The sequence below is a fragment of the Sphingomonas sp. Leaf30 genome (assembly GCF_001422525.1).
In the GTDB taxonomy this organism is placed as follows: Bacteria; Pseudomonadota; Alphaproteobacteria; order Sphingomonadales; family Sphingomonadaceae; genus Sphingomonas; species Sphingomonas aerolata.
The window spans coordinates 105,844-129,932 of the sequence record NZ_LMKZ01000018.1 but is presented as its reverse complement, the minus strand read 5'-3'; the positions used below and the strand labels follow the sequence as shown (position 1 = coordinate 129,932).

Genomic DNA, 24,089 nt, shown 5'->3' with positions numbered 1-24,089 from the left:
CCCAGCCCGCGGCGTACGCTCACTTGACGGGTGCCTTGGTTGCGGCGGCGACCTGTGCGGCGCCGCCTAGCCGGGCGACCGTCTTCAGCGCATAATAAAGCTGGAAGTCCTCGACCCCCTGCTTCTTCAGCGCCTCTGGCGTCGCCAAGAAGCGCGGATCGTCCTTGGTATCTTCCTCGAGCACCGCATTGTCGGCCTTCACCTCGTTGATCAGGTGACGACGCAGGTCGGCCTCACGGAAGACGGGGCGCGCCTTGTGATCGGGGTCGCTGATCTGCGGCACGCGGATATCGGGTTCAATCCCGCCCTCCTGGACCGACCGGCCGGACGGCGTGAAGTAGCGCGCGGTCGTCAGGCGCAGCGCGGTCTCGGGGCCGAGCTGGAGCACGGTCTGGACCGATCCCTTTCCGAAGGTGCGTTCGCCCATGATCAGCGCGCGGTGGTGGTCCTGCAGCGCGCCGGCGACGATCTCGGAGGCCGACGCGGTCCCCGGATCGGTCAGCACGACGACCGGCAGGCCATGCGCGTCGTCGCCGGGCTTGGCGTAGTAGCGCTCGATATCCGTCTTCTCGCGGCCGCGCTGCGACACGATCTCGCCATGATCCAGGAACGCGTCGCTGACCGCGATCGCCTGGGTCAGCAGACCCCCGCCATTCTGCCGCAGATCGACGACATAGCCGAGCGGACGGTGCCCCAGCGACTTGTCGATCGCCATGATCGCCGCGCGCGTGTCAGCGCCGGTATTCTCGCTGAAGGTGTTGATGTTGATATAACCGACATCGCCGCGGACTTCCCATTTCACCGGCTTCTGGACGATGATCTCGCGCAGCATCGACACGTCGAGCGGCTTGTCGCGGCCCGGCCGGACGAGCCCGAGCGTGATCTTGCTGCCGGGCTTGCCGCGCATCTGTGCGACCGCCTCGTCGAGCGAATCGCCGTAGATGAGCTTGCCGTTGATATGCGTGATGTAATCGCCCGACTTGACGCCCGCGCGCGCGGCGGGCGAGTCTTCCTGCGGGGTAACGACCTTGATCGCGCCGTCCTCCATCTGCACCGTCAGGCCGAGGCCGCCATAATTGCCCTCGGTCATGATCCGCAGATTCTCGTAATCCAGCGCATCGACATAGCTCGAATGCGGGTCGAGGCTTGCGAGCATCCCCTGGATCGCGCCCTTGATCAGCGTCTTGTCATCGACCTTGTCGACATATTCCGCCTTCACGCGGTTGAAGACGTCGAGAAACTGGTCGAACTCGCGATACGTGTCGGTATCGACCGCCGCCATCGCCGAGGTGGCCAGCGGCACGAGGGTCAGCGCGCCGAGGATGGCGGTAGCGGTAAGGATCGGACGTGGCATCTAAGGTCCTGAAACCGGGGGAAGGCACAGCGTAGCGGTATAGTGCGCGCGGAGCAAAGCCGCGACGGTCTTCGCAGTCTGGCGAATGGACGCCCGACCGGTTCTTGGTTGATTAGCCGATCAATGCGGCCGCGTCGACGGGTCGCCCGCGCCGCCGAAGCTCGACCGTGATCAGCGGATCCCCGCCCCCCGGCGCGGTGCCGATCCGCGATCCGGCGGCGACGCGGACGCCCGGTTTCACCCCGGTGTCGGCAAGCCCGGTCAACAGCGTCGTCCAGCCATCGCCATGATCGAGGATCACGATCCGGCCATAACCGCGAAACGCCCGGGCGTAACGGACGATGCCCGCCGCCGGCGCGACCACGCGCGTGTCCGGCGCGACTGCGAAGGTCAGGCCGCGCGATCGCACGCCCACATCGGACACCGCGTCGAAGCCGGTGACGAGCCGGCCGCGTACGGGCAGGCGATAGGCACCGCGGACACGGGCTGCGGGGACGCTGCCGGGGGCAAGCGGGCGCGGCACCGGCCCCGCCAGCGCCGCCAGGTCGAGCGCGGTCGCGTCCGCACTGCCCGACTCGGCGAGGCTGTCGACGAGCTCGCGCGCGCGCTCGCCCAGCGCGATCGCGCGATCGGATTCGCCGATCGCGCCGCGCCCCAGTGCCTGGCTGCGACGGCGATGCGTCGCTTCGAGTTTGGCGAGCGCGACGCGTTGCGTCTCGAGACGGATCCGTCCGTCACGCAGCGCGCGCGCCGCCTGCGCTGCGCCCGCCTGCAGGCGCCGGGTCCGCCGGAGCGCGGTGCGCACCGCGTCGGCCCGCAGCCGGACCGCGGGCAGGGCGGTGCCCAGAACCGCGCGGACATGAACCAGATCGTCGACCGATCCGGGCTGCGCGACCGCGACGATCGTCGGCCGCCGCGCGAGCGATTGCAGCGCCGCCAGCAACCGCGCGATCGGTGACTGGACGACGGCCAGGGCCGCGCGCTGTTCGGTGAGCAGCTGTTCGAGGATTGCGAGGCGGATTCGCGCGGCGGCGATATCGGCGCGGGTCGCGTCGATCCTTGCGGCCATCGCGCGCGCCTCGGCCTTGGCGCGCTCGGCCGCATCGCGCTCCTGCGACGCGGCGGCGGCCAGACGCTCGGCGCGTATCGCCGCGATCCGCGCGCCGCGTCTCGCCTCGATCAGTCGCTGCTGCGGTGTCGCCGCCGCACTCGCGCGCGGGGTGGCGGCAAGACCAAGGGCGACTGCCGCGAACAGCAACAGCACCGCCGATGACAGGCGCGATGACGCGGTGATCCGCACGATCAGCCTTCGCGGTGATACGGGTGGTTGGCCAGGATGCTCGTCGCGCGGAAGAGCTGTTCGGCGAGCATCGCCCGCGCAAGCAGATGCGGCCAGGTCGCGCGGCCGAAGGAGACCAGCAGGTCGGCCTCGTCGCGCGCGGCGTCGTCGAAGCCGTCGGCCGCACCGATCATGAACCGGGCCTCGCGCACGCCGTCGTCACGCCACCGCTCGAGCACGCGCGCGAACGCCATCGACGACAGCACGTCGCCCTTTTCATCGAGCAGGATCCGCCGGGTCTGGTCGCCGACCGGGGGAATCCGCCCCCCCGTGTCGGGAAGCTCGGACACCTTGGTCGGCCAGGCGATCCGCTTCAGATAGCGATCGACGAGTTCGGCTTCGGGCGATCGCCCGATCCGGCCACGGGCGACGATATGCAGCAGCATCGCCCGCGCACCCGGGTCAGTCTTGGTCGGACAGGTCGGCGAACGGAGCAGTCGGCGGCGTCGGCGCATCGCCGAACGCCCACATCCGCTCCAGATTGTAGAAGCTGCGGACTTCGGGGCGGAACAGGTGGACGATGATGTCGGTGGCGTCGATCAGGACCCAGTCCGCGGTCGGCAGCCCCTCGATCTTCACCGGACGCTTGAACTCGGCCTTGATACGCTCGGCCAGCTTCTGTGCCATCGAGGCGACCTGGCGGGTCGAACGGCCGCTGGCGATCACCATGTAATCGGCGATGCTCGTCTTGCCCGCGAGCGGGATCGAGATGGTCTCGACCGCCTGGTCGTCGTCGAGCGACGCGAGGATCAGGCGATGCAGCGCCTCAACCTCTTCGGGGTCGGTCGCGCGAGGGGCAGTAGGGGAAGTGGCCAAGTCAGCTCCTGGGTCAGGTTACCGGCCCGGCAACATGCTGGAACCAGTCGGGATTTTCGGCGCGCAGGCCGGTTGCGGAGGTCGGGTCGGGTCGGAAGCGCAACAGCACAAGGGCCGGCAATCTCCACGTCGTCCAGCTCTTCGCATGGTCTGTGCGCCGTTGGAAGCGCCGCAGCCAACCCATCGCGGGGGCCGCGAGGGCGCGCCCGTCATATCCCGGCCGAGCGATTACCGCAATCGGAACCTCGCGGGCGATCGCGCGCCAGTTCTTCCACCGGTGGAAGTCGGCGAGATTGTCCGCACCCATCAGCCAGATGAAGCGGATCTTCGGATGGCGCCGCCTGAGCTTGCGGATCGTGTCGAGCGTGTAGCGGGTGTGGAGCCGGGTCTCGATATCGGTGGCGCGGATCGGCGCGCGCCGCGCCATCCGTCGCGCCGAGGCGAGCCGCGCGGACAGCGGCGCCATGTCGCGCGCCGCCTCTTTCAGCGGATTGCCCGGCGAGACGAGCCACCACGCCTCGTCGAGCGCGAGCGCCTCGATCGCCGACAGCGTGATCGCGCGGTGCCCCCGGTGCGCCGGGTTGAACGATCCGCCGAGAATGCCGACGCGGGTCATGGCGTCACGCGCGACGCCGATCGGCCCGACACCTCACCCGCGCACCTGCCCCGTGCCACGCCCGATCCACTTGTAGGTCGTCAGCCCCTCCAGTGCGACCGGGCCGCGCGCGTGGAGCCGCCCGGTGGCAATGCCGATCTCCGCACCCAGCCCGAATTCGCCGCCATCGGCAAACTGGGTCGAGGCGTTCCACAGCACGATCGCGCTGTCGACCTGCGCGAGAAACCGCTCGGCGACATCCGCATCGGCCGCGACGATCGCATCGGTATGGTGCGACCCGTGCCGCGCGATATGCGCGACCGCACCGTCCAGCCCATCGACCATCGCGACCGAGGCGATCGCGTCGAGATATTCGGTATCCCAGTCCGCCGCGTCCGCCGGCGCGATCCCGGGGACCAGCGCGCACGCGTCCGGATCGCCACGCACGACGCATCCCGTCGCCGCCAGCCGCTCGATCAGCACCGCCGCCCCCGCATAATCGCGGTCGATCAGCAGCGTCTCCATCGCGCCGCAAATGCCGGTCCGGCGCATCTTCGCATCGACCACCACCGCCGCCGCCATCGCGGGATCGGCGGATGCATCGACATAGACATGATTGATCCCGTCGAGATGCGCGAGCACCGGCACGCGCGCCTCGGCCTGGACGCGCGCGACGAGGCTCTTGCCGCCGCGCGGGATGATCAGGTCGATCGCGCCGTCCGCCGTGAGCATCGCCCCCACCGCTGCGCGGTCGGTGGTCGGGACCAGCTGCACCGCGTCCGCAGGGACCCCGCCCGCGGCGAGGCCCTCGATCAACGCGGCGTGGATCGCGCGATTGCTCGCGACGGCTTCCGATCCGCCGCGCAGGATCGCGGCATTGCCTGCCATTACACACAACGCGGCGGCGTCGGCGGTCACGTTCGGCCGGCTTTCATAGATGATCCCGATCACGCCGATCGGTACGCGAACCCGGCTGAGGACGAGGCCATTGGGACGTGCGCGCGAATCCATGATCTGGCCGACCGGATCGGCCAGCGCGGCGACCGCGGCGACGCCGTCCGCCATCGCCGCGATCCGCCCGGGATCGAGCCGCAACCGATCGAGCAGCGCCCCCGACAGCCCCGCGGCGGCCGCGCGCGCCATATCCTCACGGTTCGCCGCCTCGATCGCCGCCGCTGCGTCGCGCAGCGCCGCCGCCGCAGACACCAGCGCCGCGGCCTTGCGCGGAGTCGGCAGCGCCGCGAGCACGCCTGATGCGACGCGCGCGCGCGCGCCCATGTCGGCGATCAGGGTTTCAGAGTGCGTCTCGGCGTCGGGAAGGTCGGTCATGCCATCCGACTATCACGCCAAACCGACTCGCGCCAACGCCCGGGCTGCGTTACGCTTGCGTTATGAACGGGGACATGGGGGCAGCGGCGGACATCGCCACGGGGGCATTGGTCGGACGCGCGTTCGAACCATGTGCGGGCGAATCGACCGCAATCGGCAGGGCGCATGCAACGGGCGCGCTCTGTCTCAATTGCGGCACCGCGCTGATCGGCGCGCACTGCCATGCCTGTGGTCAGGCCGCGCATGTCCACCGGTCGCTCGGCGCGATCGGGCATGAGATTGCGCATGGCGTGTTCCATTTCGAGGGCAAGATCTGGCGCACGCTGCCGCTGCTCATCCTGCATCCCGGCACGCTCACCCGGCGCTACGTCAATGGCGAGCGCGCGCGGTTCGTCTCGCCGCTCGCGCTGTTCCTGTTCACCGTCTTCCTAATGTTCGCGACGATCGGCGTGGTCGGTGGCGAGATAACCGAGCAGATCGCCGCCCCCACGACGCGCGACCGCGCCGAACTCGCGCGCGGTCTGGGCGAGGCCCGTGGCGAGCTTGCCCGCGTCGAACGTGCGCGCGCGGTCGCGGTGCGCGCGGGTCAATCGACCACCGATCTCGATACGCAGGCACTCGTCCTGCGCGGCAGCATCCGCGCGCTGACGAGCGCTAGCGGCACGACGGAACGCGACACGAACGACTTCACCTTCACCGACGTGAAGAAGACTGGCTGGCCACTGCTCGACCAAGGCATCGCCAAGGCGAACGCCAATCCCGGCCTGATGATCTACAAGCTCCAGTCGAGCGCGTATAAATATAGCTGGGGGCTGATCCCGCTCTCGGTGCCGTTCATGGCGCTGCTGTTCCTGTGGCGCCGCAAGCACCATCTATACGACCACGCGATCTTCGTGACCTATTCGCTGGCGTTCATGATGCTGCTGGTGATCGCGCTGATGCTCGGCGGCATGGCGGGGCTGGCGAGCGGGTGGATCGTGATGGCGGCGTTGCTCGTCCCGCCGGTCCACATGTTCGCGCAGCTCCGTGGTGCCTATGCGCTCGGCAAGGTTTCGGCGGGATGGCGCACCGTCGCGCTGCTCACCTTCGCGTTCACCGTGCTGATCGCGTTTGTGGTGCTGATCCTGCTGCACGGCCTGACGGAGTAGACCTAGCCGCCAGCAGTTGCTTCGCTTCGCCTCGACGAGCCCCTCCCCGCGTCCGGCTCACCCGCTCACCGACACGGGTATAAGTTTGCCAGCACGCGCGCATAGCCGTCCTTCAACGGCCGCTTCTGATAACTCGCCGGCAAATCCGACAAGCCGTCGAGCATGTCCATGATCCCCACCGACTCCCCCTCGGGGACGCAGGCGATCGGCGGCTTGCCGGCCGCGGCGCGTGCCGCACGCTCAGCCTTCAACTGCGTCGTCGCGGCCTTCGCCTCGGCCTTCAGCGCGGGAAAATCGGGCGACATAAGCGCCATCGGCCCCTGATCACGCAAAGCATTGGCGCGGGCGAGAAACGTCCCCACGGTCATCGCCGCGGACGCGGGCACCGCCATCCCACCCACGAGTATCGCGGCGATCACGGCCTTGGGAAGCACATACGACATGGGCGGCCTTTCCGAAGAAAAGACCGCCCATGGAGGCATTTAGCTGACTAGCCGCTGAACCGGATCAGGCACCCAGCGGGGTCGGCGTTCCGAACGGCCCATTGGGTCGCCGGGTCTTGGGGATCGACGTCCCCGCCTTTGGTACGAGGCTCGCCTTCGCACCTGGATCCGGCCGGTCGAGATCTTCGCCCGCGATCAGCTGCTTGATCTCGTCACCGGTTAGCGTCTCATATTCGAGCAGCGCGCCCGCAACCGTGTGGAGCTGGTCGACATGATCGCTCAGAACCTGCTTGGCACGATCGAGACCGCCTTCGACGATCCGCTTGATCTCGTCGTCGATCAACTGCGCCGTCTGATTCGACATGCGCGACGGACGGCTCGACGAGTAACCGAGGAACGATTCACCCTCGGGCTCGCCATATTCAAGCGGCCCGACCTTGTCCGACATGCCCCAGCGCGTGACCATGTCGCGTGCCAGACCCGTGGCGTACTGGATGTCGCCGCTCGCGCCCGACGAGACCTTGTCGTAGCCGAAGATCACCTCCTCGGCGACACGACCACCCATCGACACCGCGAGGTTCGCGTACATCTTGTCGCGGTGATAGCTGTAGCTGTCACGCTCGGGCAGACGCATGACCATGCCCAGCGCACGACCGCGCGGGATGATCGTCGCCTTGTGGATCGGATCCGAGGCAGCCTCGTGCATCGCGACGACGGCATGGCCGGCCTCGTGATACGCGGTCATCCGCTTCTCGTCGTCGGTCATGACCATGGAGCGACGCTCGGCGCCCATCATGACCTTGTCCTTGGCCTCTTCGAACTCGGCCATCGCCACCAGACGCTTGCCCTTGCGCGCCGCATGCAGCGCCGCCTCGTTGACGAGGTTGGCGAGATCGGCACCCGAGAAGCCCGGCGTACCGCGTGCAATGACGCGGGCATCGACGTCGGGTGCCAGTGGCACCTTCTTCATGTGCACTTCGAGGATCTTGATCCGGCCCTCGATATCCGGCCGTGGCACGACGACCTGGCGATCGAAGCGGCCCGGACGCAGCAGCGCAGGATCGAGCACGTCGGGACGGTTGGTCGCGGCGATGATGATGATGCCTTCGTTGGCCTCGAAGCCGTCCATCTCGACCAGCAGCTGGTTCAGCGTCTGCTCGCGCTCGTCATTGCCGTTGCCGAGACCGGCGCCACGATGACGACCGACCGCATCGATTTCGTCGATGAAGACGATGCACGGTGCGGACTTCTTGGCCTGCTCGAACATGTCGCGCACGCGGCTCGCGCCGACGCCGACGAACATCTCGACGAAATCGGAACCCGAGATCGTGAAAAACGGCACACCAGCCTCGCCGGCGATCGCGCGGGCGAGCAGCGTCTTGCCGGTACCGGGCGAACCGACCAGCAGCGCGCCCTTGGGGATCTTGCCGCCGAGACGGGCGAACTTGGTCGGGTCCTTCAGGAACTCGACGATTTCTTCCAGCTCCTCACGCGCTTCGTCGATGCCCGCGACGTCGGCAAAGGTGACCTTGCCTTCCTTCTGCGTCAGCATCTTCGCGCGGCTCTTGCCGAAGCCCATCGCGCCCGACCCGGAATTCTTCTGCATCTGCTTCAGGACGAAGAAGGCGATGCCGAGGAACAGCAGGAACGGCAGCGACTGATAGAGCAGCAGCGCCAGCATCGACGGCCCTTCCTCGGGCTTCGCACTGATCGCCACGCCCTTTTCGCGCAGCTTGGGAACCAGCGTCGCGTCCTGGATCGGATAGGCCTTGAACTTCTCGCCGCTCGACAACGTACCCGAGATGATGTCGCGCGAGATGTTCACGTCCTTGACGGTGCCCTCGTCGACCTTGTCGAGGAACGCCGAATAGGCGATCGTGTTGCCGCCCGAGGTCGCGGTGCGGCCGTCGAACATGGTCACGAACAGCGCCAGCGCGACGAGAATGCCGACCCATATGAGCAGGCTCTTCATCCACGGGCTGCCATTTTCGGGGCCCTGTGGCTTGTTGCCGCGGTTGTCCCCTCGATTGTCATTGTCGTTCATGGGTGCCGGATACCTTTCGAACCTACAAGATAAGCGCGCGCAGGTTAATGGCAATGGAACAAGCCGCGACTTGGCAGCAATCAATGTGTCCGCGCGGGACGAATCTACACCGAGCGACGCGGCGGCGCGGGACGGAAGCGCCAGACACCCGCGCGGGGCGATGCGATCACCCCCGCCTGAGTCGCGCGCTTGCCCGCGATCAGCGCATCCAGCAGCCGTTCGATATTGACGGCCGCGCTCCAATCGCCCTCGATCGTGGCGGCCGCGTCCTGCCCGGCACCGTCGCGTGCGGCCTCCGTCACCGCATCACGCACCACGCCGATCGCGCGCCGGACCATCCGGCGCAACAGCTCGCGCGGCACGTCGCCGACGGTCAGCCGGACCTCGCCCGCCGCGACCTTCGCGCAGTCGGCCCAGAGCCATTCGACCGCCGCGCGGACATCGGCATCCGCCTCCGCCAGTGCCGCGGCCGCGCGCGCCAGATTGGGGGTGCCGAGCCATTCGTTCGCGCCGAGCAGCCGACGAAACCGCGTGCGGTCATGGCGATCGTCGTGGTTCGACGGGTCGTCAAAGAACGGCACCTCGGCGCGGCGGACGATCGCGCGAAGCTCCGCCCGACGCCAGTCGAGCAGCGGCCGGATGACGGGGATGCCCGCGACCTCGGTCCGGGCGCGCACGCCCGCCAGCCCCGCCAGCCCCGATCCGCGCGCGGCGCGCATCAGGAACGTCTCGGCCTGGTCGTCGGCGTGGTGCGCGGTCAGCACGCATCCCGCACCGATCGCGCGCGCATGATCGGCGAGCAGCGCATATCGGACGCCGCGCGCCTGCGCCTGGATGCTGGCCCCGGTGATCGGCTCGGTCGGTGCCAGCGTCGCGTGGCGGATGCCGAACGTCGCGCAATGTGCCGCCACCATCGCCGATTCGCCCGCGGCTTCGGGGCGCAGACGATGATCGACGCTGGCCACGGTGAAACCGGTCACGAGCGATTCCTGCGCGAGCGTCAGCATCGCCATGCTGTCGGGTCCGCCCGACACCGCCAGCACGGGCGATGTCAGCCCCGCGCCAAGCCTCGCGACCTCCGCTGCAAAACGCTGGGCCTCCTCGGTGAGGACAGGATCGCTCATCCTGCCGGCCACCACACGCCGCAATCTGCGCTCACTTGCACTTGGCGGTGGCTCGTCCGGCAGCGACCTTGGCGGTCATGTCGCGTGAGAGCTTGGCGCCATAGACATCGTTGAGCTCGTCATACACCTTGCACGCATCGGCGGACTTGTTCAGCTTGGTCAGCGACTGGCCGAGATAATAGAGGCTTTCGGACGCCCGCTCACCATCGGGCATCTTCTTGTAATTGTCGTAGAATGCCATCGACGCGAGGCTCGGCTTGCCCTCGTCGAGATAGGCGCGGCCAAGCAGATTCTGTGCATAGCTCGCGCGCCGGTCCTTCGGATAGGTCGCGACCACCTTCTTCAGCTGCGTCTGCGCCTCAGAATAGTTCTTCGCCGCCCACAGCCGATAGCCGTAGAGATACTCGTCCTCGGCCGGATTGCCCGTCGACGGCTTCTCGACCGCGTTTGCAGGACGCGCGGCGGCGGTAGCCCCCGAGGGCCGCGCGGGAGGCCCGGCGTCCTCGTCCGGACCACCCGTACCCTCGACGGCCGATCCGGCTGCACCGGGCGCGCTGTTCGTCCGGGCGGCCTCGATCAGCTTCATCCGGTCATCGGTCGCGCGCCGATAGGCGTCGAACTGCTCCTGCAACTGGCGGATCTTGTATTCGGTCTGCTCGACCTGCCCGGTCATCGACGCGATCTGCTGTTCGAGCGAGGTCACGCGCTGCGCCAGATCGGCGACCGCGCTGGTGGCGGGCGTGCCGGGACCGGGGCCTGCGGTCGTCTGCGGCCCCGTCACCTCGGGCTGCAACAACTGCCCTGCCCCGCCCGGAAACACCTTGCGCTGGACCGCGCGCATCTCGCTCTCGAGCTTGCCGACACGACCTTCGACGTTCGACTGCGCGGATGCCGCGACGGGCAGCGATGCACCGGCAAGCAGGATGCCGACGATGATGGACTTATGCATGGGCTATACCCCCCGGGGCACTGGATAAGACGAGCGATATAGCTGCAACATCATTCCTGTCGCCAGCCTTAAGGCGTTCCCGATGCATTGCCCGGTGCCCCCTCGGCAGCGGCATCGCCACCGCTCGCGGCAGGCGCGCCGTTGAGCCGTGCGGCGATCGCCGGGGCGCCGACGCGGACGTCCTTGATCGCGCGTTCGCCGGTTCCCAGCGGCGGCACGTTCGAGCCGTTGAGCGTAACCGTCAGCTTGTCCGGGCGACCGACGTTGATCATCGGATCCTTCGCGTCACGCGGCACGTCGAACCGATCGCCGGCCTTCATCGTCCCCAGATACAGCGTCTTGTTGTCGGCATCATAGACGCGCATCCACACTTCGTCGGTCGCGGCCAGCGTGACCTGCCCGGTCTCCAGCGCCGGCGCCGCGGGCGCCGCTGCGGGGGAGGCCGGCGTCGGGCTGGGCACTTCGGCAACCGTCGCCACCGATCCCGCCGCAGACCCGGACGTGGTCGCGCCGCCACGGAACAGGTCGGTGCCGTACCAGATGCCGACCAGGATCAGCACGGCCAGCGCGATGCCGAGCGCGATCACCGCCACGCCGCGCGATGGTACCCGCGACGGATCGGACATTTCATAGGGTTCGTATTCGGGCGTGCGGCGCACGATCTTGCCAAGTTCGGCGCGCACGAGATTGGCCACCCGCACCTCGTCCGCGCCGACTGCGCGGGCATAGGCCTTGGCGAACCCGACCGCATAGGTCGACGACGGCAAAGTCGCGTAATCAGACGCCTCGATCGCCTCGAGATGCCGCAGCGGCACGCGCGTCCGGCCCCCGACATCGGCGATCGTCAGCCCCTGTGCCTCGCGCGTTGCACGCAGGATATCGCCGGCCCGTTCGGGCGAGGCGGGCGGAGGGATCTGCCCGGTTGCGACGTCGTCCATTCTTGTCTCCGATTATGGGCTGTAGCGCGCGCCCATCAAGGCGGGTCATGTTCCAGAGCCAATAACCCATGTCAACGCGAAGGCCCTAGCGAAACCCGCGCGTCAGGCGAGCTCGACACCGTTTTCCGTTGCCCAGTCCGTCAGCACGGCGCGCATGTCGCGCGGTGGATCGGCGAGCAGGGCCGTCATCTTCGCGGTGATCGCCGCCAGATCGAGCGAGCGCGCCATCGCCTTGATCGGCCCGACCGCCGCCGGGGTGATCGACAGCCGGTCGATCCCGATCCCCGCCAGCGCCATCGCCTCGAGCGGCCGCCCGCCCATCTCGCCACATACGCCGAGATCGACACCGGCGGCACGCGCAGGCTCGACGAGCCGGGCGAGGAACCGGAGGATCGACGGGCTCAGCCAGTCATAGCGCTCGGCGAGCTTGGGATTGGCGCGGTCGGCGGCAAACAGGAACTGCGTCAGGTCGTTGGTGCCGACCGAGAGGAACTGGATCTTGGGCAGCAGGATGTCGAGCATCTCGGCAAGTGCTGGCACCTCGAGCATCGCGCCGTAGCGGATCGTCGTCGGCAGCTTGCGCCCGCGTCCCGCGAGCCAGCTCCGCTGCGCCTCGAACAGCGCCTTGGCCTCGTCGAACTCCCAGGGTTCGCTGACCATCGGGAACATCACGTTGAGCGTCCGACCGGCGGCCGCTTCCAGCAGCGCGCGCGCCTGCACCTTCATCAGCCCGTCGCGCTCGAGCCCCAGCCGTAGCGCGCGCCAGCCCATCGCCGGATTTTCCTCATCCGCGGCGGCCTTGTTGAGATAGGGCAGCGCCTTGTCGCCGCCGATATCGACGGTACGGAAGATCACCGGCCGATCGCCCGCCACCTCCAGCACCTCGCGGTACAGCCGCTGCTGGCGCTCGCGCTGCGGCAGCGTCGCGGATACGAGAAACTGGAATTCGGTCCTGAACAGGCCGATGCCGTCCGCACCGGTGATGTCGAGCGCGGCCGCATCGTCGCGCAGCCCGGCATTGACCATCAGCGTCAGCCGGTGGCCATCCTTCGTGATCGGCGGCACGTCGCGCAGCGCCGCAAACGCGGCCCTGCGCTTCTGCCGCAGCGCCAGCCGCGCCTCGAACGCCTCCTCCATCGCCGCGGAGGGCCGCGCGAACACATTGGCGTCGGCACTGTCGAGCAGCAGCAGGTCGCCCTCGGCGATCAACCGCCGGACGTCGCGGACACGGCCGAGCACCGGCACGCCCATTGCCCGCGCGACGATCGTGACATGCGCGGTCAGCGATCCCTCCTCGAGGATCACGCCCTTCAACCGGCGCTTGTCATATTCGAGCAGCTCGGCCGGCCCCAAATTGCGCGCGATCAGGATCGTGTCCTGCCTGAGCCCCATCTGCGCGGCGGTGCCCATCTGGCCCGACACGATCCGCAGCAGGCGGTTCGCCAGATCCTCCAGATCGTGCATCCGGTCGGCGAGCAGCGGATCGTCGATCTGCCGCATCCGCTGGCGGGTGCGCTGCTGGACGCGCTCGATCGCCGCCTCCGCAGTCAGGCCGGAATCGATCGCCTCGTTGATCCGCCGCGCCCAGCCCTCGTCATAGGCGAACATCTTGTAGGTCTCGAGAACCTCCTCATGCTCGCCGCCGACGCCGAACTCGGCCTCGCGCGTCATCCGCTCGATGCCTTCGCGCATCTTGTCGAACGCGGCATAGACGCGGTGCCGCTCGGCATCGGTGTCCTCGGCGACGGTATGCTCGATATGGATGCGCGGCTGGTGGAACACGGCAAAGCCCGCGCCCATCCCGTCGACCAGCTTCTGCCCCGGGATCCGCATCGCCGCGGTCGACTGCGGGCGATCCGACCCGCCGCCCGCGGTGTCGATCAGCCCGGCATTGGCGATCAGCTCGCTCAGCACCATCGCGACGGTCTGCAGCGCCTCGATCTCGACGTCCTGATATTTGCGCGTTTCGGCATGCTGCACTGCAAGAACGCCGACCGCGCGTTCGCGCCGGATGATCGGCACGCCGGCAAAGCTGTGATAGCGCTCCTCGCCGGTCTCGGGCTTGTAGGCGAAATCGGGATGGCTCGCCGCCTCGTCGAGATTGAGCACCTCGACCTGCTGCGCGATCGTGCCGACCAGCCCCTCGCCCAGCGCCAGCTTGGTGACGTGCACCGCCTCCTGCGCAAGGCCGCGCGTCGCGAACAGCTCGAGCACGCCTTCGCGCAGCAGGTAGATCGAACAGACCTCGCTATCGATCGCCGCGGCGATGATGCCGACGACCGAATTGAGCTTGGCTTGCGCGGTCGTGCGCGCGGCCATCACGTCGTGAAGGCTGGTGAGGATCTCGCGGGCGGAGGCGGCGGCCGAAACGGGCATGGGGAGGAGCTACCAGATCAAGCGCTTGGGTGCCACGCAACAAAAGTATTCTTCTGCGCAAGCCCGGTCGATCGTCATTTCCCGCATGCCCCGCTTCAAACGTCGAACAGCCCGTCCTGGCTCCCGACCGGGGGGTTGAGCCCGAGATGCTTCCAGCCGCCCGCGTTCATGCACCGCCCGCGCGCGGTACGCGCGACCAGGCCGAGCTGGATCAGATAGGGCTCGATCACCTCTTCGATGGTGTCGCGCGGTTCGCTGAGGCCCGCGGCCAGCGTCTCGACCCCGACCGGCCCGCCGCGATAGATGTCGGCGATCATCATCAGATAGCGCCGGTCCATCGCGTCGAGCCCCAGCGCATCGACCTCGAGCCGGTTGAGCGCGGCGTCCGCGGTACGCGCATCGACGATCTCGGCGCCCGCGACGTCGGCAAAGTCGCGAACCCGGCGGAGCAGCCGTCCGGCGATGCGCGGCGTGCCGCGTGCGCGCCGCGCCACCTCCATCGCCCCGTCCTTCGAAATGGCGAGACCGAGCAGTCCGGCCGCGCGCGTCACCACCCGCTCGAGCTCGTCGACGGTGTAGAATTGCAGCCGCACCGGGATGCCGAAGCGATCGCGCAGCGGCGTCGTCAGCAGCCCCTGCCGCGTCGTCGCGCCGACCAAAGTAAAGCGCGGCAGGTCGATCCGCACACTGCGTGCCGAGGGCCCCTCGCCGATCATCAGATCGAGCGCGCGGTCCTCCATTGCCGGGTACAGCACCTCCTCGACCGCGGGCTGCAGCCGGTGGATCTCGTCGATGAACAGCACGTCGCCATCCTCGAGATTGGTCAGCAGCGCGGCAAGGTCGCCCGACTTGGCGATCACCGGGCCCGAGGTGGCGCGGAACCCCACCCCCATCTCGCGCGCGACGATCTGCGCAAGCGTGGTCTTGCCGAGCCCCGGCGGCCCGAAGAACAGCACATGGTCGAGCGCATCGCCGCGTGCCTTGGCCGCCTGGATGAAGATCCGCAGATTCTCGCGCGCGGCCTTCTGCCCGACGAATTCGTCGAGATTCTTGGGGCGCAGCGCCGCATCCACGTCCTCGGGGCGGCGGGCTGGCGTGAGCAGGCGTTCGGCATCGGTCATCAAGCCCGTTCCCTACCCGTTCACGCCCGCCCCTGTCACCCCGTAGCGCGCGTCCCGCCCGACCGGCCTACCGAATTCACGGGATCAGCCGGTCCGCGCGGAGCTGCGCGAAGAGGTCGAAGAACGCATCGTCGGTCGGCTGATAGCGCGTAAAGCCCATCCGCCGGCTCTTGCCCATGTCGGTGACGACCTCGATCGGCCGGCCGAGATCGGCGTCGGTGTGCCACGGCGAGGCGAGACGCGTGAGATCGGCCTCGACCAGCCCCTCGCGCTCTGCGATCCGCTGCCACACCACCGCGTCGTCCGCCATCTGCTCTTCGAGCGGCACGACCGTCCCGTCGAACGGCGCCGCCTCGATCCCGAACCAGTCGGCGATCCGCGACCACATCCAGCTCCAGCGGAACACGTCGCCATTGACGATGTTGAAGTCCTGGTTCGCCGCCTCAGGCGTCGTCGTCGCCCAGACGAGCTGCGCCGCGAGCTGACGCGCATCGGTCATGTCGGTCAGCCCGTTCCACTGCGCCGCCGATCCCGGAAAGCGGAACGGCCGCCCGGTCTCGCGGCACAGCGTCGCATAGGCCGCCAGCGTCGTCCCCATGTTCATCGCATTGCCGACCGCCTTGCCGATCACCGTATGCGGACGGTGCACGCTCCAGTTGAAGCCGTCGCGGTCGGCCGCCGCGAACACCTCGTCCTCCTGCGCATAATAGAAATTCTCGACCTCGAGCCGGCCCTGCTCCTCGCGGAACGGCGTCTGCGGCAGCACGCCCTTACCATACGCCTCGAATGGCCCGAGATAATGCTTCAGGCCCGTCACCAGCGCGACATGCCGCACCGACTTTGCAGGACGCAGGCCATCGAGCAGATTGCGGACCATCGCGCCGTTGACTCGGATATTCTCCGCCTCCGTCGCCTGGCGCGACCAGGTCGAGACGAACACCGCGTCGGGCGCCAGATCCTTTAGCGCGGCCGCGGTGCCTGCCGCGTCGGTCAGGTCGGCGGCGACCGGGTGTACGCCGGGCTGGTCGGACGGACGCCGCGCGAGGCCATGGACCGTCCATCCCTGTTCGATCAGCAGCGCCGCCGTCGCGCTGCCGACAATACCGCTCGTCCCAACCACCAATGCCGTCCGGGCCATCGTCATTCTCCGTTTCACTTGAACGCAGTAGCTAGGCATCGCCAGCGACGCGTTCTAGACGGCACCATTCGGGGCCCCGGGCACCTTTCGGGACCCAGCGACGTTCAGGGACCCAACATGACAACGCCCCCCGATCACGATCCCGCCCCCGTGGCCGACGACTGGCGCGAGGATTGCGCACCGCGCCGGGTGCTCGACCTGTTCGCGACCAAATGGACGAGCATGGTGCTCCACACGCTCGACGCGCGGCACGAGGGCGGCGCGCGCACCGGCGTCCTCCACCGCAGCCTGCCCGGCATTTCGAAGAAGATGCTGACGCAGACGCTGCGCGACATGGAGACCAGCGGGCTGATCTTGCGCGACGTACTCGCGACGATGCCCCCCGCGGTCGAATATCGCCTGACGCCGCTCGGCAGGCGGTTCGTCGAGCCGGTCAATCTGCTCTACGACTGGGGCCGCACCAATGCCGATGCGCTCGACGCGTTCGGCCCCGGCCCCGCGCCCCGCCGGTCCGCGAAACGGCCGAAGACCGACTGAGACTAGGGCTTCGACGCCTTGCGCAGCGCCAGCCGGACGAGCGCGTCGAGCGTCGCGCCCGGCCCCAGTTCCTCGTCCGCCGCCGCCACCGCGACGCTCGCCTCGGCAGGCCGGAACCCCAGGTTGAGCATCGCCGACACCGCATCCGCCGACGCCCCTGGCGCCGCATTGACCACCGCGGGCCCGAGCCCGAGCGCGATCCCGCCGACCTTGTCCTTCAATTCCATGACGATGCGCTGGGCGAGCTTCGGCCCGACGCCGTTCGCGCGCGCGACCATCGCCTTGTCGCCGCTGGCGATCGCGCGCGACAGGTCGACGGGTTCGAGCGCGGACAAGATCGCGAGCGCAACCCGCGCGCCGACGCCCTGCACCGCGGTCAGCAACCGGAACCAGTCGCGCTCGTCCGCGCTCGAAAACCCGACGAGCCGCTGGAAATCCTCGCCGACCAGCAATTCGGTGAAGACGGTGCAGGCCTCGCCGATCGGCCCGAGGGCCGACAGCGTACGCGCCGATGCGCCGACCAGATAGCCGACGCCGCCGACATCGATCACCGCATGGTCGATCCCGGTCGAATCGAGCCGGCCCTTCAGATGGACGATCATGCGCCTACTCCCGTGCGTCGCGACAGCGCCGCCGCGCTTGCGACATGATGCGCGTGCGTGATCGCCACCGCCAGCGCGTCGGCGGCATCGGGGCCGGCAAGCTTCGCACCGGGCAGCAAGACCGCCATCATCGCCTGGATCTGTTTCTTGTCCGCGCCGCCGGTGCCGACGACGCCCTTCTTGACGGTCGAGGGGTGATATTCGCCGATATGCAGCCCCGCCCCCGCCGCCGCGAGCAACACCACGCCGCGCGCCTGCCCCAGCTTCAACGTCGACTGCGCATTGGTGTTGCCGAGCACCTCCTCGACCGCGGCGCCATCCGGCCGCTCGGCGCGGATGACGTCGAGGAGTGCAGAGTAGAGCGCCGTCAGCCGCCGCGGCAGCGCCATCGACGGATCGGTCCGGATCTGGCCATTGGCGATATGGCTCAGCCGGTTACCGTCCGCACGGATGACGCCCCAGCCCGTGGTGCCGAGGCCGGGGTCGAGTCCTAAAATAATCATAGGGAATAAGGTGAGTTCACGCGGAGACGCGGAGACGCGGAGGGGGTGCGCATTTTGCGGCCGTCGCGCGTCAGCGCGACCTTCACGCCGTCGGGCCGGCCGATCGGCGATAGGCCGCTGACGCGGAAGACGAACCCGCGCAGGGCAACTCTCCGCGCCTCCGCGTCTCCGCGTGAAAACACCTTCTTCATCTCAGCCCCAACGAATCAACCCAGCGTCTCCATGATCTCATCCGAGATCTCGTAATTGCCCCACACCGTCTGCACGTCGTCGTCATCGTCGAGCGCGTCGATCAGCTTGAACAACGTCGCCGCATCGTCCGCATCGACCGCGACCATGGTCTGCGGCCGCCAGGCGAGCTTCGCGCCCTCGGCCTCGCCGAGCTTCGCCTCGAGCGCCTTGGCGACTTCGTGCAGATCGCCCTGCGCGGTCCAGACCTCGTGCCCGTCCTCGCTCGACGTCACGTCCTCGGCCCCCGCCTCGAGTGCAGCCTCGAACACCGTGTCGGCATCGCCCGCGCTCGCCGGATAGGAAATGAGCCCGACGCGGTCGAACGCATGGCTGACCGACCCGCCGGCACCTAGGTTACCACCATTCTTGCCGACCGCGACGCGCACGTTGGTTGCGGTACGGTTGCGGTTGTCGGTCAGTGCCTCGATGATCAGCGACACGCCGCCCGGCCCGAAGCCCTCATAGCGGATCTCTTCGTAATTTTCGGCATCGCCGCGGCTCGCCTTGTCGATCGAGCGCTGGATGTTCTCCTTGGGCAGCGACGCCGCCTTGGCCGCATTCACCGCCGCGCGCAGGCGCGGGTTCATGTCGACATCGGGCAGGCCCATCTTGGCCGCAACCGTGATTTCCCGGCTGAGCTTGCTGAACGCCGACGAGCGCTTCTTGTCCTGCGCACCCTTGCGATGCATGATGTTCTTATATTTGGAATGGCCTGCCATCTGTGCCTCTATAGCTGATGCGCCGCTCTTAGGCTCCGGCACCCGATTTCGCCAGAGCATCGATTTTCGCCTCAATCGCGTCGAGCCGCGCGAGCACCAGATGGTCGATCTTGTGATGCACGCGCAAAATGTCGAGCTCGGCGCGCAGATTGGTCTCGTAATCGAGGCTCGCGGCGAGCCTGTCCTTCGCCGATTGCCGATTCTGGCTCATCATGATGATCGGCGCCTGGATCGCCGCGACCGTCGACAGCAGCAGGTTGAGGAAGATGTAGGGATAGGGATCGAACGCCGCGTTGAAATGCGTGAGGATGTCCGAATTGAGGATCATCCAGCCGAGCAGCACCGCAGTGAACGCGATGATGAACCCCCACGACCCACCGACCGCCGCAACCCGGTCCGAGAGCCGCTCGCCGAACGTCGCGCGTTCGTCGGCCACGTCGGCGGCGTCGCGACTGACCGTGGTCCCCGCCTCGATCCCCGCGAGCACGCGGCGCTGCTCGTCGTTGAGCTCGCCGGGGGGCTTGCCGAGCAGGCGGTGCGAGAGATCGTCAAGCGGAGAGGATGTAGCCATGGCGAAAGGCGTAACCGCGATTGCGGATTAAGCCAGCGCGCAAAACCGCGCTTGCGACGAGACCCGCGAAAGACTCCTTGCCCCGATGCGCCCGCACCTGCCAAACGCGCGGCATGACGGTTAGCGTGAATATGGGCACCGACGGCAATGGTACGGCCGTCGGCGTCGACCTGGAGGAACTTCTCGCCACGCGCCTGCTGGTGCAGGGCAATTCGGGATCGGGAAAATCGCATCTGCTGCGCCGCCTGCTCGAACGGTCGGCGGGGCATGTCCAGCAGATCGTGATCGATCCCGAGGGCGATTTCGTGACGCTCGCAGGCCCGCATGGCCATGTTGTGATCGAGGCGGGCGATTATAGCGAACGCGAGATTGCGCGCATCGCCACCCGCCTGCGCGAACACCGGACGTCCGCGGTGCTCAGCCTCGAGGGACTCGAGGTCGAAGGGCAGATGCGCTGTGCCGCATCGTTCCTCTCCGCGCTGTTCGATGCGCCGCGCGAGCATTGGTATCCGGTGCTGGTGGTCGTCGACGAGGCGCAGATGTTCGCGCCCGTCACCGGCGGCGAAGTGTCCGAAGAGGTCCGCCGCGCGTCGCTGGCGGCGATGACCAACCTGATGTGCCGTGGCCGCAAGCGTGGTCTCGCCGGCGTGATCGCGACTCAGCGTCTGGCGAAGCTCGCGAAGAACGTCGCGGCGGAAGCGTCGAACTTCCTGATGGGCCGCACCTTCCTCGACATCGACATGGCACGCGCCGCCGATCTGCTCGGCATGGAGCGGCGTCAGGCGGAGGCGATCCGCGACCTCCAGCGCGGCACCTTCATGGCGCTCGGCCCCGCGGTCTCGCGCCGCCCCATCACCGTGAAGATCGGCGACGTCGCGACCTCGGCGCGCAGCGGCAGCCCCAAGCTGACCCCGCTGCCGAGTGCCGCGCCGATGGACCTGCAGGACCTGCTGTCCGAGCCGGTGGTCGACGCGCCCGAACTCGGCCTGCTCTTCGATTCGCGGCCGCGGCGCGTGCCGGCGGACGAACTGCTCGACGGTATCGCCCGCCCGCCCGAGCCGCGCACCGCCGCGCCCCCGCCGCCCGAGAAGACCGATGACGAGGTCGAGGCGGTCTATGCCGACGTGTTCCGCGCGATCGTCGAGGATCCCGAATCGACGCTGCGCCCGCCCTCGGTGCTGTTCCAGGACTTCCAGGTGCGCTGCCGGATGGGCGGCCTTGCCAAGCCCCCGCTAGACCTGCCGGGCTTCGTCCGCCGGCTGAGTTGCGCACGCGCCGGCATCTTCGACATGACCGACGAGGCGTGGACCGCCGCGCTCGATGTCGCGAGCGGGCTGCCGGACGACATGCTCGGCGCGTTCCTGCTGGTCGCGCGCGCCGCGCGTGAGGGCGAACCCTGCCCCTCGGACGCGCGCATCGCCGCGACCTACGGCACCAGCTCGCTCGGCCGCGTGAAACGCCTGATCGGCTATATCGAAAGCCGCAACCTGATCGTTTGCCGCACAGACCTGGCGGGCAAGCGCTCGATCACGATCCCGGGACTCGGCTGGACGACGCTGCCGGCAGAGGCGGCTTAACTAGACTGCGAAAGCGAAGACCAGTCCGGCGACCACGCCGATCTGCACGATCGCGATCATCTGGAGCCGGCCGACGAACGGCTGCTTGCGGGTCTTGTGGCGAAAGCGACGGCGCGCCCAGAAGGCGCCGGGGCTGCCACCGAGCGCTGCGAACCAGAGCAAACGGGATTCGGGGATGCGCCATGCGCCGCCGCGCGATCGGCGCTTGTCCAGCGCGAACGCGGCGACCGTGACCGCGTTGATCACCAGAAACAGAAATGACGCCGCAGCGATCGATACGAGCATGGCTCACCGGTACCGCGTCGACGTTGACGCGGCGTCCACCCCGGCGTCGATGACGCATCGCGAGGGAGACACCGCGCAGAGACCGATCGTCAGATCATCCCCAGAGCCTGGAGGTACACCTCGAGGATCGCCTCCTCCTCCTGATATTCTTCCTTCTTCTTCTTGCGGATCGACAGGATCTTGCGGATCGCCTTGGGGTCGTAGCCACGGCCCTTGGCCTCGGCCATCACGTCCTTGATGTCGTCCGCAATACCCTTCTTCTCTTCTTCGAGACGCTCGGCGCGCTCGATCAGCAGGCGCAGTTCGTCCGCTGCGACCGCGCCGCCGCCCATGCCGTGTTGGCGTTCGTCCGTCATGATACTCGTCCCCATTCGCTCGAAACACAGACCCGCATGCGGCGACCGGGGTCCCGAGGACCACCGATGAATCGCGCCGCTGCAAGTGCGGCGCCGCGTCTAGGCGGTAACCGTTCGCGGCTCAAGCGACCCCGGATCAGACGACCGCATTCTTGGCGACGCTGGCCTTCATCCGCTCGAGCTGCTCGGGCGTGGCGTCGCCCTGATGCTGCGCCTTCCACTGCGAATAGGGCATGCCGTACACCGCCTCGCGTGCCGCGTCCTTGTCGAGACCACCGGCCTCCTCGACCCAGTCGGACAGGCAGTTGCGGCAGAATCCCGCCAGACCCATCAGGTCGATATTTTGCGCATCGTCGCGGTGGCGCAGGTGGCGGATCAGCCGGCGAAAGGCCTGCGCCGCTACGGCATCGTCGAGTGTGTCCAGCGTGTCGCTATCGTGGTTCATTCGTATGCTCCGTAGTTGATCCCACCGAGATAGGGTTTAAGGCCCGTGGCGGCAAAGACCTCCCCCCAGGAAACGCAACGCATGACCATGGCCATCGCACCCCGCTCGCGCAAAGTCCGCATCCTCGCGACGCTAGGCCCTGCCAGCAGCACGCCCGAGATGATCGCGACGCTGTTCCGCACCGGCGCCGACGCGTTCCGCATCAACATGAGCCACGGCGACCAGCAGTCGAAGATCGCGGTGATCCAGGCGATTCGCGCGCTGGAGAAGCAATATCGTCGTCCCTCGACGATCCTCGCCGATCTTCAGGGTCCCAAGCTGCGCGTCGGCAAGTTCGACGGCGGCCGCACGGTGCTCGAAACCGGCTCGACCTTCGTGCTCGACCGCGACACGACGCCGGGCGATGCGACCCGCGTCGAGCTGCCGCATGACGAGATCTTCGCCGCGATCGAGCCGGGCGCGCGCCTGCTGCTCGACGACGGCAAGCTCGTCCTGCGCGTCGTCTCGCACAGCCCGCGCGAGATCACGACCAGGGTCGAGGTCGGCGGTGCGCTGTCGAACAACAAGGGACTGAACGTCCCCGACGTCGTGCTGCCTATGGCTGCGCTGACCGAGAAGGATCGCAGCGATCTCGACTTCGCGGTCGACCAGGGCGTGGACTGGATCGCACTGTCGTTCGTCCAGCGTCCCGAGGATCTGTGGGAGGCGCGCAAGCTGATCGGCGGCAAGGCCGCGCTGCTCGCCAAGATCGAGAAGCCCGCCGCGATCGAGCGGCTCGAAGAGATCGTCGAGGCGTGCGACGGCGTGATGGTCGCGCGCGGCGATCTCGGTGTCGAAATGCCCCCGCAGGCGGTGCCGCCGCTGCAGAAGCGCATCGTCGAGGTGTCGCGCCGCATGGGCCGCCCGGTCGTGGTCGCAACGCAAATGCTCGAATCGATGATCACCTCGCCCTCGCCGACGCGGGCCGAGGTCTCGGACGTCGCGACCGCGGTCTATGACGGTGCCGATGCGATCATGCTCTCGGCGGAAAGCGCAGCGGGCGCATGGCCGGTCGAATCGGTTGCGATGATGGACGCGATCGGCGTGTCGGTCGAGGCCGATCCCGAGCATGGCGACCGCATGCACTTCACCGTGATGAAGCCCGATCCGACGACGGCCGACGCGCTGGCCGAGGCGGCGAAGAACATCGCCGCGACCGTATCCGCGGTCGCGATCATCTGCTTCACCACATCGGGCTCGACCGCGCGGCGGATCGCGCGCGAGCGGCCTTCGGTGCCGCTGCTGGTGCTGACGCCGAGCCAGGACACCGCGCGCCGCCTCGGCCTGTTGTGGGGCACGCATGCGGTCCACACGCGCGACGTCGAATCGTTCGAGGACATGGTCGCCAAGTCGAAGCGCATGGCGCTGCGCCACGGCATGGCGAAGGCGGGCGACCGCGTGATCGTGCTCGCGGGCGTGCCGTTCCGTACGCCGGGCTCGACCAACGTGCTGCATGTCGTCCGGATAGTCGGCGACGAGCTGAAGGGCCACCACTCGCAGGTCTGAGGCG

25 protein-coding genes are annotated in these 24,089 nt (G+C 68.1%); 4 read left to right on the top strand and 21 right to left on the bottom strand.

Annotated features, from left to right (window positions below):
* Positions 1-19 precede the first annotated feature (19 nt).
* The 6 genes from ASE89_RS14350 to ASE89_RS14325 all read right to left on the bottom strand — a co-directional run bounded on the left by ASE89_RS14350 (position 20) and on the right by ASE89_RS14325 (position 5,433).
* Complete coding sequence (locus ASE89_RS14350; RefSeq protein WP_056679059.1) at positions 20-1,354, bottom strand: S41 family peptidase; 1,335 nt, start codon at positions 1,352-1,354, stop codon at positions 20-22.
* Positions 1,355-1,466: 112 nt separating this feature from the next.
* Positions 1,467-2,654: a murein hydrolase activator EnvC family protein gene (locus tag ASE89_RS14345; RefSeq protein ID WP_236701808.1), complete on the bottom strand. Its 1,188-nt coding sequence runs from the start codon at positions 2,652-2,654 to the stop codon at positions 1,467-1,469.
* 2 nt (positions 2,655-2,656) lie between these two features.
* Complete coding sequence (locus ASE89_RS14340) at positions 2,657-3,079, bottom strand: 23S rRNA (pseudouridine(1915)-N(3))-methyltransferase RlmH (protein ID WP_031395979.1); 423 nt, start codon at positions 3,077-3,079, stop codon at positions 2,657-2,659.
* A gap of 16 nt (positions 3,080-3,095) precedes the next feature.
* A complete protein-coding gene (rsfS, locus tag ASE89_RS14335) occupies positions 3,096-3,509 on the bottom strand; it encodes a ribosome silencing factor (RefSeq protein ID WP_031395980.1) in 414 nt (137 codons plus the stop codon).
* A 13-nt stretch (positions 3,510-3,522) separates the two neighbouring features.
* Positions 3,523-4,125: a nicotinate-nucleotide adenylyltransferase gene (locus tag ASE89_RS14330; protein ID WP_031441652.1), complete on the bottom strand. Its 603-nt coding sequence runs from the start codon at positions 4,123-4,125 to the stop codon at positions 3,523-3,525.
* A gap of 33 nt (positions 4,126-4,158) precedes the next feature.
* Entirely contained in the window at positions 4,159-5,433 is a 1,275-nt protein-coding gene (locus ASE89_RS14325) for a glutamate-5-semialdehyde dehydrogenase (RefSeq protein ID WP_056679055.1), read from the bottom strand.
* A 62-nt stretch (positions 5,434-5,495) separates the two neighbouring features.
* On the opposite strand from ASE89_RS14325, the gene ASE89_RS14320 reads away from it, so the two are divergent.
* Positions 5,496-6,581 carry a DUF3667 domain-containing protein gene (locus ASE89_RS14320; protein ID WP_056679052.1) on the top strand — a complete coding sequence of 362 codons (1,086 nt, stop codon included), beginning with the start codon at positions 5,496-5,498 and terminating at the stop codon, positions 6,579-6,581.
* A 65-nt stretch (positions 6,582-6,646) separates the two neighbouring features.
* Here ASE89_RS14320 and ASE89_RS14315 read toward each other — a convergent pair whose 3' ends face one another.
* The 8 genes from ASE89_RS14315 to ASE89_RS14280 all read right to left on the bottom strand — a co-directional run bounded on the left by ASE89_RS14315 (position 6,647) and on the right by ASE89_RS14280 (position 16,714).
* Positions 6,647-7,024: a hypothetical protein gene (locus tag ASE89_RS14315; protein ID WP_236701807.1), complete on the bottom strand. Its 378-nt coding sequence runs from the start codon at positions 7,022-7,024 to the stop codon at positions 6,647-6,649.
* Between the two features lie 64 nt (positions 7,025-7,088).
* Positions 7,089-9,068, bottom strand: coding sequence for an ATP-dependent zinc metalloprotease FtsH (gene ftsH, locus ASE89_RS14310; RefSeq protein ID WP_031440313.1), 1,980 nt, complete (start codon positions 9,066-9,068; stop codon positions 7,089-7,091).
* A 104-nt stretch (positions 9,069-9,172) separates the two neighbouring features.
* Entirely contained in the window at positions 9,173-10,192 is a 1,020-nt protein-coding gene (gene tilS, locus ASE89_RS14305) for a tRNA lysidine(34) synthetase TilS (RefSeq protein ID WP_056679049.1), read from the bottom strand.
* A gap of 31 nt (positions 10,193-10,223) precedes the next feature.
* Positions 10,224-11,141 carry a tetratricopeptide repeat protein gene (locus ASE89_RS14300; protein WP_056679046.1) on the bottom strand — a complete coding sequence of 306 codons (918 nt, stop codon included), beginning with the start codon at positions 11,139-11,141 and terminating at the stop codon, positions 10,224-10,226.
* A gap of 68 nt (positions 11,142-11,209) precedes the next feature.
* Entirely contained in the window at positions 11,210-12,079 is an 870-nt protein-coding gene (locus ASE89_RS14295) for a helix-turn-helix domain-containing protein (RefSeq protein ID WP_043158400.1), read from the bottom strand.
* Positions 12,080-12,181: 102 nt separating this feature from the next.
* Positions 12,182-14,455: a phosphoenolpyruvate--protein phosphotransferase gene (gene ptsP / locus ASE89_RS14290; protein WP_031396191.1), complete on the bottom strand. Its 2,274-nt coding sequence runs from the start codon at positions 14,453-14,455 to the stop codon at positions 12,182-12,184.
* Positions 14,456-14,550: 95 nt separating this feature from the next.
* Positions 14,551-15,576: a Holliday junction branch migration DNA helicase RuvB gene (gene ruvB, locus ASE89_RS14285; RefSeq protein ID WP_031440317.1), complete on the bottom strand. Its 1,026-nt coding sequence runs from the start codon at positions 15,574-15,576 to the stop codon at positions 14,551-14,553.
* 76 nt (positions 15,577-15,652) lie between these two features.
* Positions 15,653-16,714: an SDR family oxidoreductase gene (locus tag ASE89_RS14280; protein ID WP_056680646.1), complete on the bottom strand. Its 1,062-nt coding sequence runs from the start codon at positions 16,712-16,714 to the stop codon at positions 15,653-15,655.
* Positions 16,715-16,831: 117 nt separating this feature from the next.
* Between ASE89_RS14280 and ASE89_RS14275 the strand changes: the two genes are divergently transcribed.
* Positions 16,832-17,251, top strand: a complete 420-nt coding sequence (locus tag ASE89_RS14275; protein WP_052149327.1) for a winged helix-turn-helix transcriptional regulator — start codon at positions 16,832-16,834, stop codon at positions 17,249-17,251.
* Positions 17,252-17,253: 2 nt separating this feature from the next.
* Here ASE89_RS14275 and ruvA read toward each other — a convergent pair whose 3' ends face one another.
* The 4 genes from ruvA to ASE89_RS14250 all read right to left on the bottom strand — a co-directional run bounded on the left by ruvA (position 17,254) and on the right by ASE89_RS14250 (position 19,877).
* Positions 17,254-17,853 carry a Holliday junction branch migration protein RuvA gene (gene ruvA, locus ASE89_RS14270; RefSeq protein WP_031440320.1) on the bottom strand — a complete coding sequence of 200 codons (600 nt, stop codon included), beginning with the start codon at positions 17,851-17,853 and terminating at the stop codon, positions 17,254-17,256.
* Entirely contained in the window at positions 17,850-18,356 is a 507-nt protein-coding gene (gene ruvC / locus ASE89_RS14265) for a crossover junction endodeoxyribonuclease RuvC (RefSeq protein WP_031395213.1), read from the bottom strand. Before ruvC ends, ruvA begins: the two co-directional genes overlap by 4 nt.
* A gap of 206 nt (positions 18,357-18,562) precedes the next feature.
* Positions 18,563-19,306, bottom strand: a complete 744-nt coding sequence (locus ASE89_RS14255) for a YebC/PmpR family DNA-binding transcriptional regulator (protein ID WP_031395214.1) — start codon at positions 19,304-19,306, stop codon at positions 18,563-18,565.
* Positions 19,307-19,334: 28 nt separating this feature from the next.
* Positions 19,335-19,877 carry a DUF1003 domain-containing protein gene (locus tag ASE89_RS14250; protein ID WP_056679038.1) on the bottom strand — a complete coding sequence of 181 codons (543 nt, stop codon included), beginning with the start codon at positions 19,875-19,877 and terminating at the stop codon, positions 19,335-19,337.
* Positions 19,878-19,990: 113 nt separating this feature from the next.
* On the opposite strand from ASE89_RS14250, the gene ASE89_RS14245 reads away from it, so the two are divergent.
* Positions 19,991-21,454 carry an ATP-binding protein gene (locus ASE89_RS14245; RefSeq protein ID WP_056679036.1) on the top strand — a complete coding sequence of 488 codons (1,464 nt, stop codon included), beginning with the start codon at positions 19,991-19,993 and terminating at the stop codon, positions 21,452-21,454.
* On the opposite strand, the gene ASE89_RS14240 is transcribed toward ASE89_RS14245, so the two are convergent.
* From ASE89_RS14240 to ASE89_RS14230, 3 genes are all read right to left on the bottom strand, one after another.
* On the bottom strand, positions 21,455-21,739 hold the full coding sequence (locus tag ASE89_RS14240; protein ID WP_056679033.1) for a DUF1294 domain-containing protein: 285 nt from the start codon (positions 21,737-21,739) through the stop codon (positions 21,455-21,457). It abuts the gene before it with no gap.
* A gap of 89 nt (positions 21,740-21,828) precedes the next feature.
* The gene (locus tag ASE89_RS14235) at positions 21,829-22,071 is read right to left on the bottom strand and encodes a DUF2312 domain-containing protein (protein ID WP_197975315.1); all 243 of its coding nucleotides are present in this window, start codon (positions 22,069-22,071) and stop codon (positions 21,829-21,831) included.
* A gap of 160 nt (positions 22,072-22,231) precedes the next feature.
* A complete protein-coding gene (locus ASE89_RS14230; protein WP_031440324.1) occupies positions 22,232-22,540 on the bottom strand; it encodes a DUF1244 domain-containing protein in 309 nt (102 codons plus the stop codon).
* Positions 22,541-22,621: 81 nt separating this feature from the next.
* Here ASE89_RS14230 and pyk point away from each other — a divergent pair, with 81 nt between their 5' ends.
* Positions 22,622-24,085 (top strand): pyruvate kinase, encoded by a 1,464-nt coding sequence (gene pyk / locus ASE89_RS14225; RefSeq protein ID WP_056408891.1) that lies wholly within the window; start codon positions 22,622-22,624, stop codon positions 24,083-24,085.
* Positions 24,086-24,089: the final 4 nt, after the last annotated feature.